Source organism: Streptodolium elevatio (assembly GCF_040649515.1).
Taxonomy (GTDB): domain Bacteria; phylum Actinomycetota; class Actinomycetes; order Streptomycetales; family Streptomycetaceae; genus Yinghuangia; species Yinghuangia elevatio.
Window position 1 is genome coordinate 1 of the sequence record NZ_JBEZFP010000191.1, and the last position, 14,811, is coordinate 14,811.

At 71.2% G+C, this 14,811-nt stretch carries 14 protein-coding genes; 7 read left to right on the plus strand and 7 right to left on the minus strand.

Annotated features, from left to right (window positions below; all coding sequences use genetic code 11):
• Positions 1-113 precede the first annotated feature (113 nt).
• Complete coding sequence (locus AB0C36_RS40010; protein WP_358363901.1) at positions 114-1,037, minus strand: RNA polymerase sigma-70 factor; 924 nt, start codon at positions 1,035-1,037, stop codon at positions 114-116.
• Complete coding sequence (locus AB0C36_RS40015) at positions 1,034-1,978, minus strand: NAD-dependent epimerase/dehydratase family protein (protein ID WP_358363903.1); 945 nt, start codon at positions 1,976-1,978, stop codon at positions 1,034-1,036. Before AB0C36_RS40015 ends, AB0C36_RS40010 begins: the two co-directional genes overlap by 4 nt.
• A 237-nt stretch (positions 1,979-2,215) precedes the next feature.
• On the opposite strand from AB0C36_RS40015, the gene AB0C36_RS40020 reads away from it, so the two are divergent.
• On the plus strand, positions 2,216-2,416 hold the full coding sequence (locus tag AB0C36_RS40020) for a hypothetical protein (protein ID WP_358363904.1): 201 nt from the start codon (positions 2,216-2,218) through the stop codon (positions 2,414-2,416).
• A gap of 56 nt (positions 2,417-2,472) precedes the next feature.
• Here AB0C36_RS40020 and AB0C36_RS40025 read toward each other — a convergent pair whose 3' ends face one another.
• The 5 genes from AB0C36_RS40025 to AB0C36_RS40045 form a co-directional block, all read right to left on the minus strand.
• On the minus strand, positions 2,473-2,658 hold the full coding sequence (locus AB0C36_RS40025) for a hypothetical protein (RefSeq protein ID WP_358363906.1): 186 nt from the start codon (positions 2,656-2,658) through the stop codon (positions 2,473-2,475).
• Between the two features lie 321 nt (positions 2,659-2,979).
• A complete protein-coding gene (locus AB0C36_RS40030; protein ID WP_358363908.1) occupies positions 2,980-4,554 on the minus strand; it encodes an ABC transporter ATP-binding protein in 1,575 nt (524 codons plus the stop codon).
• Positions 4,551-5,330: an ABC transporter ATP-binding protein gene (locus AB0C36_RS40035; protein WP_358363910.1), complete on the minus strand. Its 780-nt coding sequence runs from the start codon at positions 5,328-5,330 to the stop codon at positions 4,551-4,553. The genes AB0C36_RS40030 and AB0C36_RS40035 overlap by 4 nt, the downstream gene beginning before the upstream one ends.
• Positions 5,320-7,515 (minus strand): branched-chain amino acid ABC transporter permease, encoded by a 2,196-nt coding sequence (locus AB0C36_RS40040; protein ID WP_358363911.1) that lies wholly within the window; start codon positions 7,513-7,515, stop codon positions 5,320-5,322. Before AB0C36_RS40040 ends, AB0C36_RS40035 begins: the two co-directional genes overlap by 11 nt.
• A 42-nt stretch (positions 7,516-7,557) precedes the next feature.
• A complete protein-coding gene (locus AB0C36_RS40045; protein WP_358363912.1) occupies positions 7,558-8,931 on the minus strand; it encodes an ABC transporter substrate-binding protein in 1,374 nt (457 codons plus the stop codon).
• 336 nt (positions 8,932-9,267) lie between these two features.
• Here AB0C36_RS40045 and AB0C36_RS40050 point away from each other — a divergent pair, with 336 nt between their 5' ends.
• The 6 genes from AB0C36_RS40050 to AB0C36_RS40075 all read left to right on the plus strand — a co-directional run bounded on the left by AB0C36_RS40050 (position 9,268) and on the right by AB0C36_RS40075 (position 14,682).
• Entirely contained in the window at positions 9,268-9,966 is a 699-nt protein-coding gene (locus AB0C36_RS40050; RefSeq protein ID WP_358363913.1) for a spermidine synthase family protein, read from the plus strand.
• 239 nt (positions 9,967-10,205) lie between these two features.
• Positions 10,206-10,682, plus strand: a complete 477-nt coding sequence (locus AB0C36_RS40055; RefSeq protein ID WP_358363915.1) for a nuclear transport factor 2 family protein — start codon at positions 10,206-10,208, stop codon at positions 10,680-10,682.
• Positions 10,679-12,313, plus strand: a complete 1,635-nt coding sequence (locus tag AB0C36_RS40060) for an MFS transporter (protein WP_358363916.1) — start codon at positions 10,679-10,681, stop codon at positions 12,311-12,313. The genes AB0C36_RS40055 and AB0C36_RS40060 overlap by 4 nt, the downstream gene beginning before the upstream one ends.
• Before the next feature lie 179 nt (positions 12,314-12,492).
• The gene (locus tag AB0C36_RS40065; RefSeq protein WP_358363918.1) at positions 12,493-12,960 is read left to right on the plus strand and encodes a hypothetical protein; all 468 of its coding nucleotides are present in this window, start codon (positions 12,493-12,495) and stop codon (positions 12,958-12,960) included.
• Positions 12,961-13,037: 77 nt separating this feature from the next.
• On the plus strand, positions 13,038-14,096 hold the full coding sequence (locus AB0C36_RS40070; protein ID WP_358363920.1) for an ArsR family transcriptional regulator: 1,059 nt from the start codon (positions 13,038-13,040) through the stop codon (positions 14,094-14,096).
• A 202-nt stretch (positions 14,097-14,298) separates the two neighbouring features.
• Positions 14,299-14,682 (plus strand): hypothetical protein, encoded by a 384-nt coding sequence (locus AB0C36_RS40075; protein WP_358363922.1) that lies wholly within the window; start codon positions 14,299-14,301, stop codon positions 14,680-14,682.
• The last annotated feature ends 129 nt before the right edge of the window (positions 14,683-14,811 follow it).

Below are 14,811 nucleotides of genomic sequence, written 5' to 3' on the forward strand. Positions count from 1 at the left end.
GGTGCGCCGACGGTCGGCGGCCCTTGCTACGGACCGACGGTCGGCGGCCCTTTTTACGGACCGACGGTCGGCGGCCCTCGTTACGGACCGACGGTCGGCGGCCCTTGCTACGGCTACTGCGGCCGCTTGCGGAACTCGCCTGCCTCGCGCTTGAGTTCCCAGGCGTCCGCGACCGGCCCCATGTGCGCGAGCTTGTCGGGGTTGACCACGGAACGGATCGCCTGGATCTGCCCGTCGAGGATGTCGAGCACCCAGGTGGCGGCGATCCGGCCGTCCCGGTCGCGCAGCAGCGCGCCCGGCTGGCCGTTGATCTCCTGCACGTGGAGCGCGACGCCGACCGCGGTGAACTGCGGGGCCGCGGCGGCGAGCAGCCGGGCGACCTTGTCGGGGCCGAAGACGTGCGGGCCGACGAGCGGTGCCTTGCCGCCGCTGTCCCCGACCAAATGCACGTCGGCGGCGAGCAGTTCGCGCAGCGCGTCGACGTCGCCCTCGCGGAACGCGTCGAAGAACCGCCCGGCGAGCTCCTGCCGCTCCCGCCGGTCCGCCTCGAAGCGCGGCCGGCCCTCGTCCATGTGCCGCCGCGCCCGTACCGCGAGTTGGCGGCACGCCGCCTCCGACCGCCCGACGGCGGACGCGATCTCCGGGAAGCCGAAACCGAACACCTCACGCAGCACGAACACCGCGCGTTCCAGCGGACTCAGCCGCTCCAGCAGCACCAGCGCGGCCACCGACAGCGAGTCGGCCAGCTCCGCGGAGCGCTCGGGGTCCTGGTACGGGTCGGAGAGCAGCGGCTCGGGGAACCACGGACCGACGTATTCCTCGCGGCGGACCCGGGCCGAGCGCAGCACATCGATCGATATACGGGTCACCACGGCCGACAGGAAGGCCTTGGACGACGCCGGCCGGGTCCCGGATGCCTCCCAGCGCAGCCAGGTCTCCTGAACGGCGTCTTCGGCCTCGGTGACGCTGCCCAGGATCCGGTACGCGATGGAGAACAGCAGCGGCCGGAGGTCCTCGAACTCCTCGGTGCGGGTCACGTCCGTGCCTCCTTCAATTCGTGCTCGAAGCCTTGCCGCCACGACGGGTGCCGCAGTTCCCAGCCGAGTTCCCGCTTCGCCTTGGCGTTGGAGAACCCGCGCCCCTCGGTCATCATCGTCACCGCCGCATCACCGGCCAGCAGCCGGGCCAGCCACTTGGGCATCCGCATCGGCGGTCTGGCGCCGGCACAGGCCGCGAGATGCGGCAGCCACTGGTTCGCCGGGGCCGGCTCGTCGTCGACGATGTTGAACACGCCCGTGGCCCTCTGCTCGACAGCCAGGACGGTGGCGCTCGCGGCATCGTCGAGATGGATCCAGGAACTGTAACCGGTACCCCCGCCGACCAGCGGGAACTGCCGTTTGCGTACGAGCTCGACCTGGTCGTCGACGGCGCCGGGCCCGTAGAACGCGCCGTACCGCAGCGCGACACCGCCGGCCTTGACCACGGCGTCCTCGACGTACCGGATCGCCTCCATCCCGGGGCGGGCCCTGCTGCCGGTCTCGGGATCGAGGGGGTCGTCCTCGGTCTTGACCCAGCCTCCCCGGCGGATCCCGTTCCAGCTCGCGTAGCTCTGCGCGACGATGTGCGGCACGTCGGTGGCCTCGGCGGCGGCCAGGAGGTTGTCGGTGCCCTCGGTACGCAGCCGGATCGTACGGGCGAACCAGCGGTCCGGGTGCTTCAGGTCGGGCTTCCCGGCGTGCGCCACGGATATCGCCGTCATCTGGTGCACGATCGTGTCCGGCCGCGCGAAGGCGACGGCCTCACCGACTGAGGCCGCGTCCAGTCCGTCCATCACGACACCTTTCGCGCCGAGGTCCGCCAGTAGCGGCAGCTTGTCCGGACTCGTCGTCGTGGCGGTCACCTGATGGCCCGCGGCCAGGAGCTGCGGCACCAGTCGCCGTCCGAGGACCCCGGTTCCGCCTGCCAGGAACACGCGCATGCCCCATCACCTTCCCGAGTGCGAAGTACGTCTTCGACACCCGAGACGAGACAGCCCCCGCCCCCGTGACATCAGTGGGTGCGCGGGCGCGTGACAACGGGCACGTTGGACCGGCCGGTTTGCCGATCGCGACCGGGGTAGACGCCAGACATGGCCAAGATCCCCAGGTCCCAGCGACATGGGACGGAACCGGACGACGCCGTCTCGGATCTGCCGCTACGGCGTCTCTTGTCGAGGATGGCGCTCGTGGCGGGCGTCGTCGCCGCGGCGGTCTGCGCGTGGGTGGCCGCGGAGACCGACACGCACCAAGGAGTGTGGATCTTCGCCGCGGCAGTCTCCGCGGCAACGGCGCTGGTAGCGGCGATCGACCTCGGCGTCATCCGCCACCGCATGCACGAACGAATCCTCCGCTCACTACGCTTCCCTCACCCCCGCTGAAGCCCCGAAGGCCCGGAGGTCGGACGCAGAGCCGAGACGCGAGCGGCGGGCCGGGGTCAGGCGAGCATGCGGACGACCATGACGGCGGCGTAGACCAGCACGGCGGCCAATGCCACCAGCACGGTGGCCAGCAGCCACGGCAGCGGGTTGCGGCGCGGTCCGGTCGCCGCCTCGATGCCCGAGCCGCCGCCCGACGACGCGGGCGGCTCGGACGGCCCGTCGGCCACGGGGTGCTCACTCACGGGGGTCCCCTCCCACGTACGGTCCCACAACGGCGTTGCCCACCCAGCCTGTCACCGGGTGGGCCCACCGTGCATCGGTCCTGCGGAGGAAACCGGGGCACACCCCGGCTACGACCGCATGGCCGCGTCGCTGCGTCGCCGCATGGCCCTGGGTCAGGATGCATGGCCGCGCGGGCCTCGGTCGGGACGCGAGGCTGCGCAGCCGTACCCCTCGGTCAAGGCGTGAGGGCGTGGGGGCGCGTGGCCGCACGGTCCTTGGGCAGAACGCGCCCGCGGCCGTACGGCCCCTGGTCAGGCGCCGCACGGCCGAAGGGCCCAGTGTCAGGACGTGGGCGGCTGCTGTCCCCCGCCCTGCTGCTGCGTGGCTATCAGCCGCGCGATCCAGAACCGCAGGAAGTTCGACAGCGAGTAGCGGATGAACAACGCCATGCCCGCGATCGAGATGGTCACGCCGACCAGCCCGACCACGATCGCGTCGTTCTGCGTCAGTTGCAGCCGTGTCGTGTGGGCCATGATGTACGCCCCCAGACCGGTGCCGATCCCCGCCACCAGCAACACCACGCCCAGCCACATCAATTGCGTGTCCAGCGTGGTGGACGGCGGCTTGATGCGCAGCCCCGCGACCTCCTGCGCCAGCGCGTGGGTGCGCGGCTCCGCGGGGGGCCCGGGCGGCGGTGCCGGCGGCCCGTCGGAGGGGGCGGCCGGGGTGCCCGCCGGGACGGTGGGCGGAACACCGGCGGTGTTCGTGCTCATGACTTCACCTCGTGTCTCGCCTTTTGACTCGCCTTGTGACTCGCCTTGTGACACACCTGATGACTCGCCGTGCGCCTTGCCTTGCCCAGCACCAGCACCGGCGCCCGCGCCGCCGCGGCCCGCGGCCGAGTCCGGGTCCGACCCCGACGTCCCCTGCTCGCCACCGCCGAGGTACGCCGAGTACCGGTCACCGGCGACCGGCAGCGCGACCGTGGTGTCGGCCGCTTCCCCGTTGCGCGCCGTCGCCGATTCCGCGGCCCTTGCCGCGGGCCCGGACCCGGGCAGGGCCTTCGGAGCCATCGCCGCGTCGACCGGTGCCACCAGCGTCGCGGCCGTGCCCGTGCCCTTGAGCTGCGGTGTCTCCCCGGCTTCCGCCGCGCCCGCAGCTTCCTCCGCGGAACCGTCGCCGCCCAGGTACGCGCTGTGCAGACCGGCCGCGATCTCCTGTGGTGTCCCCACCGCGGTGATCCGCCCGCCGGTCATGACGGCCGCGAGGTCGGCGACGCCGAGCGCGGTCTGCGCGAACTGCTCGACGAGAAGCACCGTCACCCCGGTCCCGGCGATCCGGGCGACGATCTCGAAGAGCTGCTCGACGACCAGCGGGGCCAGCCCCATGGACAGTTCGTCGATCAGCAGCACCGCCGGGTCGGTGGCGATGGCCCGGGCCATCGCGAGCATCTGCTGCTCGCCGCCGGACATCGTGCCGGCCGCCTGGCGGCGCCTTTCCTTGAGCCGGGGGAAGATCGGGAAGACGCGCTCCTCGATCTGGGACCGTGACATCCCCCGGTAGCTGGCCATCCACAGGTTCTCGGAGACCGTGAGGTTCGGGAAGACCCCGCGGCCCTCGGGAATGCTGCACAGCCCCAGCCGGGCGAGGTCGACCGGCGCCGCGCCCGTGACGCACCGCCCGGCCAGCCAGATGTCCCCGCCGCTGGGCGGGTGCATGCCGGAGGCGACCTTGAGCATGGTGGTCTTGCCCGCCCCGTTGGGTCCCAGCACGGCGAGCACCGAGCCCGCGGGCACCGCCAGGTCGACCCCGTGCAGCACCTCGACCTGCTCGTACGCGGCCTTCACACCGCGCAGTTCGAGCAGTGGCGGGGCCTCCTGCGGTCCCGGGACGGGGAGTTCGAGCGTCAGTGTCACAGCGACACCCCCAGCGCTTCGTCGGGATCGGCCAGTACGGCGGGGTCGAGATCCTCGTCGACCTCGCCGAGGTACGCGGCGCGCACCGCCGGGTCGGCCTGGATCTCCGCACACGTCCCCTGCGCGAGCTTCTTTCCGAAGTCGAGGACGTGCAGTTCGTCGCACACCGACATGACCAGGTCCATGTCGTGTTCGACGAGCAGCACCGCGACCCCCTCGGCGGCCACGTCGCGCAGCACGCGCGAGAACTCCGCGGTCTCCGACTCGTCCTGCCCCGAGGCGGGTTCGTCGAGCAGCAGGATGCGGGGCCGGCACGCGAGCGCGCGGGCGAGCTCGACCATGCGGCCCTGCCCGGTGGGCAGCGAGTCGGCGCGGACCTCCGCGATCGCCCCCAGGTTGAGGCGTCTGACCAGGGTGTCCGTGGTCGTCCCGGCGCGTTCCGCGCTGCGGTGCCTGCGCCGGAACTGGGCCGCGGCCACGTGGATGTTCTCGCGTACCGTCAACGACCCGAAGAGTTCCAGGCGTTGGAAGGTACGCGCCATGCCGCGCCGCGCCCGCTTGTACGGCGCCAGCTTGCTGACGTCGCGCCCGTCCAGCACGACCCTTCCGGCATGCGGCGCCTGGAGCCCGGTGATGACGTTGAACATCGTGGTCTTGCCCGCGCCGTTGGGCCCGATCAGCCCGGTGACCTTCCCGTCCAGGGCACGCAGGCTGATGTTGTCGAGGGCGGTGTGCCCGCCGAATCGCACGGTGACGCCTTCGACTTCAAGACCCATGGCGGCCTCCCGATACGGCGGTCAGTGGCGGGATTCCGAGGGTACGGTCCAACGCCTCGATGTCGGCAGGGGTGAACGGCACGCTCAGCCCCAGCTTCTCGGGCGGTGCGGTCATGCCCTCGGGCAGCTCGGCCAAGCCGTTGGACTTGCCCATGGCGTGGGCGTCGAGGTATTTGCCCATCGCCGAGATGCCGATCAGGGCTGCCGCGATGACGAGCACCATGACGTAGTTGCCCACGACATCGGCCTCGCGCAGGGCGTAGGCGAGCACCACCGCGGAGCTGCCGAGCACCATCACCGCCGGGTACTTCAGCGCCGGATCCCAGTTGGGCCGCAGCTGCGAGGCGATCATGCCGTTCGGGTTGCGGCCGAGCGCGATGCCGTTGAGGCCGATCAGGATCGTGGTCAGCTGCGTCCAGTCCGGGAACAGGTTCGTCATCAGCGGCGTACCGAGCAGGATGCCGCCGAACAGGGCGGCGCCCGGCGAGGTGAGGCCGGCGATCACCATCGACATCAGCACCGAGAGCCCGACGAAGAACTCGAAGTTGCTGGTGCTGACCGACCGCACCGCGCCGCCGTAGATGCCGCCGCCGACACCGGCGATAGCCGCCGAGGCGGCGAACACCCCGAGCGTGGTGAGCTTGTGGTTCATGCCGAGCGTGGCGCACGCGGCCGGGCTGTCCTTGAGGGCGAGCAGGCGCTTGCCGAACTCCCCGCGCCGGATGCCGATCACCAGCAGGCTGCACAGCGCGAACATCACCGAGCCGAACACGAAGTACGCCCGGTCCCCGTCGATGTCGACGATGGCCAGGTCGAACCGTTCGAGCTGCAACGTCCCGCTCTTGAACACCTGGTACTCGTGGTCGCCCCAGGTCCACTTGGGCAGTTGGAAGATCCACCGGTCCAGTGCCACCGCGAACGCCGCGGTGGCCAGCGCCAAGTAGATGCCCGAGAGCCGGAGCGCGGGCAGCGCGATGACGGCGCCGACGGCGGCGCAGATCAGCGCCGCCCACAGCAGGGAGATCGGGTTCCCGCTGCCACCCAGGTGCCCGACGGTGATCGCACCGATACCCGCGAAGCTCAGTTGGCACAGCGAGAGTTGCCCCGCGTAGCCGACCAGGGGGATCACCGAGAGCGCGATGATGCCCAGGCCCCACATCTGGGTGCTGCCGAACAGGTCCGCGGTCGACAGGGTGCGGGAGGCCACGAACGCGCCGAAGACCACCGCGACCGCGAAAAAGAGCCCTCCGGGCCACGTCGGCTTGCGGGCGAACTCCCGGGTTCGGCTGGAGCTGTGGCCGCGCAGCTGGGACTGAGGGAGCAGCAGCAGCGCGACGAACAGCACCAGCACCGGGACCACCGAGATGAACCCGGCGAGGTACGGCGCGCCCGCCTCCCACTTGGGGATGTAGCGCGTGGCGTACGACCCGCTCACGCCGATGATCAGCGCGCCCACGAACGTCATCGGCAGGCTGCGCAGCCTGCCTATCACCGCGGCTGCGTACGCGTTGACGATCAGCAGGGTGAGCGGCAGCGGGCTCAGCGACAGTTTCGGCGCCACCAGGATGCCCGCGAGGGCGGCCAGGAAGGTGCCGATCGCCCACGCCAGCATGCCCGCGGCTTCCGGACGCGAGCCGTTGAGCACGGCGAGCGAGCGGTCGTCGACCGTGGCGCGCATGGCGATGCCGATGCGGGTGCGCGTCAGCAGCACCCACAGGCCGATCGCCACCGCCAGTGCCACCCCGAGCGTGGTGATGTCGCCGTACGGCACCTTGACGCCGCTGATCTCCAGGACGTGCCCGCGGAAGAACGGCTGCACGGTGCGGTTCTTGTTGGGGTCCCAGATCCAGGTGACCGCCGCGACCAGGGACAGCAGGATCGCCACGGTCACCATGAGTTTGGTGGCCTGGGACGTACCTTCCAGGCGCCGCATGATCACCAGGTGCAGCAGCACTCCGAACGCCGGTGCGAACACCAGCAGGCACAGCACCAGTGCGATCCACACCGGCCAGCCCCACCCGTAGTGCATCTGCCAGTAGAGGAAGGCAGCGAACATGCCGGTGGCGCCGTGGGCGAAGTTGAAGATGCCCGTGGTGGTGTACGTGAGGGTCAGGCCCCCGGCGGTGATCGCGTAGATGCCGCCGGTGGCCAGCCCGATGATCGTGAACGTGAGGAACTCTTGCACGTGCCCTCCGTGGGCCTGGCCGGCTGTGCCGGGCCGCTCGGGTCAGGTGTACTTTTTGTCGAGCTTGGCCACGTTGTCGGGCGAACAGTTGAAGATCGTGTCGGTGTTGGGCTTGGTGACGTCCGAGTCGACGACGAAGCCCTTGTCCTTGTCCAGCTTGGTCATCGCGAAGCACGGATTGGTGTGCATCTCGGTGAGCGGACCGACGTCGTTGGGGGCGAACAGGCCGCCGGCGGTCCAGCCCGGCCGCTTCGCCTTCTCCAGGACGCATTCGACGGTCACGTCCGCGCCGCAGTCCTTGACCGCGGCTGCCCACAGCAACCACGCGTTCAGGCCCGCGTAGTTGAAGTAGACCATCCGGCCGTCCTTGTTCTTGCTGTGGAACAGGTCCAGCGCAAGCTTGGCGGCCGGCTTGTCCGCGGCGCTCTCCTGCGGCCAGTACGTCGTGTAGACGTAGAAGTCCGGCATGGCGGCGTCCTTGGCCGTCTGCAGGTTGAAGTTGTTGTACGCGGACTGGTCGGAGAGGATCGCCTGCGGCGCCCACCCGGAGTTGTTCATCTCCTGGATCAGCGGGGTCGCGTTGACCGCGAAGATGCCGGCGCTGATCAGCAGCTTGACGTCGTTGGCCTTCATCGTCTCGACGATGCTGCGCCACTCCTGGCCGATCGGCTGCGCGAGCTGCTTGTCGACGACGGTGCCGCCGGCCTTCTTGACGGCGTCCTCGTAGCGGTCGGCGACCGCGCTCAGCGAGCCCATGGCCTGGCCGACGATGCCGACCTTGTCCTTCATCTCCGGGTACTTGTCGAACAGTGCCTTGTAGGCGCCGGTCAGTCCCTCGTCGGAGGGAATGCCGCCGGGCTGGACCTGGAGCGGGGCGTCGATGGCCACGGTCGTCACGACGTAGCCGGGGATGGCGCCGAGGTTGCAGCCCAGGCGCGGTTCGACGGTGCCGTCGTCGAGGGGGCTGCCGCCGCCGACCAGCATGAAGTCGGTCTGGCACGCCTCGGTGACGCGCGTGGGCGCCTGCGTGAGCATGCCGTCGCGCTTGTTCACCTTGATCTTGCGCCCGTTGATGCCGCCCGCGTCGTTGCACCACTTGGTGAACGCGTCGGCTATGTCGAAGAACTCCTGGCCGAGGCCGGGCTGGATCTGGTTGCCGGGGTCGCCCAGCGTGGTCACCGTGATCGAGTCGTCGTTGACGCCGCGCGCCTTGGAAGTGGACGGCTTCTGGTCGGCCGGCTTGGCGCCGCACAGGCCCTTGAGGTCCCCGAAGTCGCCCGAGGCCGGTGCGCCTCCGTCGCCCGGGCCCGGGGCACCGGGCAGCGGGGCGGCCGCCCCGTACCCCGGCGGGAACTCCTCGTCCCGCATGTCCCCCGAGCGGCTGCAGGCGGCGACCAGGAGCAGGGGCAGAACCATGCCCACTGTCCATCGCCGTCCCGCTCGCCTGGCGGAAAGTGAAGCCATCAGCCCTCCCGACACTTGTGTCCGCTGACCGGACGCAAGGTGTCCTGGTCGGCATTCGTGGTGCAGCCGTGCATTGGTGCATTCGTGCTCAAGTGCTGTGCACCGTCCCGGCGAACGGCTCGCGTGTCCGCGGTGGTCGGCTCGGGATCGGCGTTGGGTCCGGAGATGCCATCAGACAATGGACCATGGAGCGATGGCCGGGACACTAACGGCGACCTCACGAGGGTGCAAGAGTCGTCGGACCGGCAAAAAGTGCCGGTCAGATAACGGTGAGGACGGTGCGGCGACATGCCGGTGAAGCGAGAAGGCGACAAAGTTGCGACGGTGGTTGTCGAGCGTGTCGAAACGCCCCGCGGCGAACTGGTTCTGCGCCGCCGCGGCGACGACTTCGAGATCATCAGCAACGGCACTTTTCTCATGGACACGCGGGACGGGACGTCCGAGCGGCTGCTCGTCCGCGCGGCGGTGGACGCCGTCGGACGCCCCGACCTCCGGGTGCTGATCGGCGGTCTGGGGGTGGGGTTTTCGCTCGGGGAGGCGGCCGCGCATCCCTCGGTCGGCCACGTCACGGTGGTCGAGCGCGAGGCCCCGGTCATCGCCTGGCAGCACGGCCCGCTCGGCCGGTTCTCCCGGCACGCGCTGGACGCCCCCCATGTGCAGGTACGGCACGAGGACTTGCTCGACTGGGTGTTCGCGACGGCGGGGCCGGCCGACGATCCGCTCGCCACGTACGACGCGCTGTGCCTGGACATCGACAACGGGCCGGACTGGACGGTGACCGAGTCGAACCGCTCGCTGTACGGCCGCGAGGGGTTGACCGCACTGCGCGGCAGGCTCGCCCCCGGCGGCGTGCTGGCGGTCTGGAGCGCCGCGGCGAGTCGGGAGTTCGAGGAGCGCCTGGCGGGGGTGTTCGGGGACGTGCGCGTCGAGGAGGTCCCGGTACGAGTGCCGCGCGGCGTCCCGGACGTCGTCTTCCTGGCCCGCTGACGCCCCGCCACGTCACCGCGTGACGCCCCGTCACATCACCGCGTGCGCCCGGACGGTAGCCGCAAGGTGTCCAACGACACCCCGCCGCATTGCCTGTCGATGACGATCATGTTTCCTGTCGTTTTCGCAGGTCAGGACTGCCGCATCCAAGCCTGACTGACCGTCAGCGAAAACTTGTGTCAGTCCACTGCCCCATGTCAGCATGCGATGACGGTGTCGTGTGCGAGGGGACGGTACATATGGGTGCGGGCACAGGGCAGGACGGCGACATGGTCCGCCTCCTGGCGGACCGGCAGGCGCTGCGCGACCTGGTGGAGACGTACGCGCACGGCGCGGACCGGCGCAAGCCCGACCTCGTCGCCTCCTGCTTTCTCCCCGACGGCACGCTGACCGTGCACATGGAGGCCGGGGCCGACCCGGTGTCGCGGACCGGTCGCGAGCGGATCGCCAAGGCCCTCACCGGGCTCGAACGGTACGTCGCCACCATGCATCTGGTGGCCAATCAGCTCGCGACGGTCGACGGGGACCGCGCGGAGGCCGAGACGTACTGCACCGCGCACCACATCTACGACGACGAGGCGGGCGTACGCCGCGACCGCGTCATGGCGATCCGCTACCTCGACACCTACGCACGCACGGACGAGGGGTGGCGTATCGCGACCCGTACGCTGCACTGCGACTGGGTCGAGGACCGGCCGCTGACGATCGCGTCGTGAGCGGCGACAGTACCGGGGCCGACGCCGGGACGGAAACGGCGGCGGCCGTCGGAAAGACCTCCGACAGCACGGCGGCGCGCGGTCGCCGCAGCCCCACCCTCATCCTCACCGCCCTCGCGTTCGCGGCGACCGCCATCGCGGTCATGCAGACGGTCGTGACCCCGATCCTGCCCCAACTCCAGGGCCGCCTGGGCGTTTCCAGCTCCGCCATCGCCTGGGTGCTGACCGGGAACCTGCTCGCCGCCGCGGTCGCCACGCCGCTGATCGGGCGGCTGGGCGACCTGCGCGGCAAGAAGCGCTACCTGCTCATCTCGCTCGCCGCGGTCGCGGCCGGGTCGGTGCTCGCGGCGGTCACCACCTCCTTCCCGATGCTCGTCGCCGGGCGCGTACTCCAGGGCCTCGGCGGCGGCGTCGTCCCGCTGGCGCTCAGCGTCGTCCGCGACGAGTTCCCGCGGCACCGCACCGCCGGCAGCATCGCCGTCATCGGCGCCACCATCAGCGTCGGCTCGACGTTCGGCTCGGTGATGACCGGCCTGATCGCCGACCGCGCCGACTACCACCTGCTGTTCTGGCTGTCCGCCGCGGTCTCGGCGATCTCGATCGCGCTCGTGTGGCTGATCGTCCCGGACTCCACGCCGCGCTCCGCCCCGGGCCGCGTCGACGTCCTGGGGGCGCTCCTGCTGTCCGGCTGGCTCGCCGCGCTGCTCGCGGCGGTGAGCCAGGGCAGCCGGGTCGGCTGGGCCGCGCCGCTCGTCGTCGGCGGGTTCGTCCTGTCGGCACTGCTCTTCGCGCTGTGGGCGTGGTGGGCCCTGCGCTGCCCCGAACCCCTGGTCGACCTGCGGGTCATGACGAGGCGTCCGGTCCTGCTCGCGGGCCTGTCCGGGATGCTCACCGGCATGGCGATGTACGGCTCGGGCCTGCTGTTCGCCCCCTTCCTCCAGTCCCCCGAGTCCAACGGCTACGGCTTCGGCACCACCGTCCTGGCCGCGTCGCTCTACATGCTGCCCGGCGCGCTGGGGAACCTCGCGGCGGCGCCCGTCGCGGGGCGCATGATCAACCGGTACGGCCCGAAGCCCGCCCTCGTGCTCGGCCCGGCGCTCAGCGCCGTCAGCTTCCTCGCGCTGATGCCGCTGACCGACCACGCCTGGGCGTTCTCGGCGGTGTTCACGCTCTTCGGCTTCGGCCTCGGGCTGGCCTTCGCGGCGATGCCGGCGACCGTGAACGCGAACGTGCCGTCCGACATGACCGGGGTCGCCAACGGCATGAACGCGGTGCTGCGCACCATCGGCGGGGCGGTCGGCGCGGCCGTCCTGGGCGCCATCCTGACCGCCGTCACCCTGGGCGGCGACGGACCGCGCGGCTCGGCGCCGAGCCTGACGGCGTACCAGATCTGCTTCGGGCTGCTGGCGGTCGGCTGCGTGCTGAGCGCGTTCATCGCCCTGGCCGTACCGGGGCCTCCCTCGCCGATGTCGCCGGCCGGGGTCCGCACCGAACACCCGCGCCCGGAAAGCCCGGCCGAAGCCGTGGCGGTGGCGCTCGACCAGCCGGGATCGGCCGACCAGGCGACGTCCGGGCACTCGCCGACCTCGTCCGCGTCGTCACCTTCGGGTGGCGCCGCGCGCGGCGCCTGACCTTCCGCACCGCCGGTCCGGACGTACGCGCGGCTGCGCGTCCGCGTGCCTGCGCGTCCGCGTCTCGGGGGTCCGAACGAGGGACAGCGGAGCGTGGCGGACCGATGATCGCACCTCGACATGCGCAGTATCGCCATATTGCCCCGTTTTGGTCGGGGTCTGAGCGATATGGAGATGCCGTGCGCATGCGGAAGTGCGGTGTTGTCGTGGCGGCGCTGGCCGCCGTTCTGGCGGTTTCCGGGCCGACGGCGACGGCGGACCAGAAAGTGACCGAACTGCGGGCGTACGTGGTGGCCGGCGGCAAGCCGCGCGGGGTCGTCGAAGGGCAGCACTGGCAGTCCTACGCCATGCTCCGCGACGCCGCCGACAAGCGCATCGGCGACGTGAGCATCGCGTGCGTCGTGGTGAAGGCCCGTGACAAGCGCGTCCTCGCGGACTGCGGCCACGCCCTCCGCATCGACGGCAAGGGCACGCTGCTGATTCACGGCACGCACCACTACCGCGACCAGACGGTCATGCCCGGCACGGCCGACCCGATGCGGCACATCGTCACCGGCGGCACGGGCGACTTCGCGCACGCCTCGGGGACGGCCGACCTCCTCGAAGTGATCGGCGGCTACACGTACAAGCTCGGCGGACTGGGCTGACCCCTGCGCCGGAAGCCGATCCGCAGCAACCCCCAACCCGAGCAGGACCACACAGGATCAGAAGGGCAGGCGCCCGCATGACCGAGACCCGACCGCCGCAGCCGCACGACGCGGGCATGCGGCTGCGCGAAGTCGCCTTCGGCGCCGTCAGCGCGGCCGCCGTCCGGGCGGCACTCCGCCTGGAGATCGCCGACGCGCTGGACGACGAACCGCAGACCGCCGAGGAGTTGGCCGCGCACCTGGCGGTGGAGCCGAGCGCGCTGCGGCGGCTGCTGCGCGCCCTCGTCGCCAACGGCATCTTCGCCGAAGAGCCCGACGGCCGCTTCGCGCACAACGACACCTCGCGCCTGCTCCGCGCCGATGCGCCGCGCAGCATGCGGTACGTGTCGCTGTGGGCCACCGAGCCGTGGACCTGGCAGGCCTGGCCGAAGCTGGAGGACGCCGTCCGGCACGGCGGCAGCGTGTTCCCAGACCTGCACGGCAAGGGCTTCTTCGACTACCTGCACGAGGACGCGCCGGAGTCCGCCGAGACGTTCAACCGCGCCATGACGCAGTCCAGCCGCCAGTCCGCCGAGGACGTCGCCGCCGTTCTGGACCTTTCCGAGGCGCGGACGGTCGTCGACGTGGGCGGCGGACAGGGCCTCCTGGTCGCCACCCTGCTGGAGCGGCACCCGCACCTGCGCGGCGCACTGCTCGACCTGCCGGCGGTTGTCGACCGGGCCGACCCCCGGCTGCGGCCCGGCGGCGCGCTGGCGGACCGGGTGACGCTGGTCCCGGGCGACTGCCGCGAGGCCGTGCCCGTACGCGCGGACGTGTACGTGGTCAAGAACATCCTCGAGTGGGACGACGACAGCACCCGCCGCACGCTCGCGAACATCGTCGCGGCGGCCGAGCCCGACGCCCGCGTCGTGGTGATCGAGAACCTCGTCGACGACACCGGCTCGCTGAAGTTCACGACCGCGATGGACCTGTTGCTCCTGCTCAATGTCGGCGGCGCCAAGCACACCGAGGTGAGCCTGCTCTCCGCGATGCGCCGTGCGGGACTCGAGGTCGGGGAGGTGCGCGCGGTCAACAGCACGCTCCACATGTTCGACAGCGTGGTGCCGGCAATCGCGGCCCACTCGAATGCCCCCTGATGGGCACGCCCAAACCTCGCGATGATGCCCGCGAATGAACTGCGGCCCGCAAATCCCCCCAAGGGCCCTGCGGACGTGCGCATACGCAGCAGCAGCAGTCGCGGTCGCGGCACGGGCGGCTGATGGTGGGTGAGACGCCCTGCCGGTCCCCAGCGCCGATGACATGTCGGCTACCTGGCCGGGCTTCGAAAGGACCCGCACCATGCGTCGTGCACGCACCCTCGTCGCCGCAACCGCGCTCGGCTTCGCCGCGCTGACCATCGCGGTCCCGGCGGCCCACGCCGAGTCCCACACCCCCGAGACCTCGTCGGACTCCTCCAACTCCTCGGACTCCTCCAACTCCGCGGGCTCCTCGGACTCCTCGGACTCCGAGAAGTCGTGGCCCGGCGGCGACGGCAGCTCCTGGTCCGACAAGGAGAAGTCGGGCGAGCACAAGAAGGCGCCGCACGGCGGCCCGCACGCGGGCATCGGCTTCCTCGACGAGGGTGCCGGCCTGGCCACCGGCGGCGCCCTGATCGCCGGTGGTCTCGGCCTGGGCGTGTACGCGCTGCGCCGCCGTCCGGCCGGCGACCTCGCGGGCGCCTGACACCGGCCGACCGCGACGCGACAACGGCGCCCGGGCCGCTCCGGTTGCCCGGGCACCACCCCGCGGCCACCGCCGAACCAAACGCGGTCGAACTCGCAAGAGCAAACCACATAGCTAACCACACCACGA

Coding starts and splice junctions, on each gene's coding strand:
- AB0C36_RS40015 (WP_358363903.1), bottom strand. CDS start 1,978: ATGCGCGTGTTCCTGGCAGGCGGAACCGGGGTCCTCGGACGGCGACTG.
- AB0C36_RS40055 (WP_358363915.1), top strand. CDS start 10,206: ATGGGTGCGGGCACAGGGCAGGACGGCGACATGGTCCGCCTCCTGGCG.
- AB0C36_RS40035 (WP_358363910.1), bottom strand. CDS start 5,330: ATGGGTCTTGAAGTCGAAGGCGTCACCGTGCGATTCGGCGGGCACACC.
- AB0C36_RS40020 (WP_358363904.1), top strand. CDS start 2,216: ATGGCGCTCGTGGCGGGCGTCGTCGCCGCGGCGGTCTGCGCGTGGGTG.
- AB0C36_RS40070 (WP_358363920.1), top strand. CDS start 13,038: ATGACCGAGACCCGACCGCCGCAGCCGCACGACGCGGGCATGCGGCTG.
- AB0C36_RS40050 (WP_358363913.1), top strand. CDS start 9,268: ATGCCGGTGAAGCGAGAAGGCGACAAAGTTGCGACGGTGGTTGTCGAG.
- AB0C36_RS40045 (WP_358363912.1), bottom strand. CDS start 8,931: ATGGTTCTGCCCCTGCTCCTGGTCGCCGCCTGCAGCCGCTCGGGGGAC.
- AB0C36_RS40075 (WP_358363922.1), top strand. CDS start 14,299: ATGCGTCGTGCACGCACCCTCGTCGCCGCAACCGCGCTCGGCTTCGCC.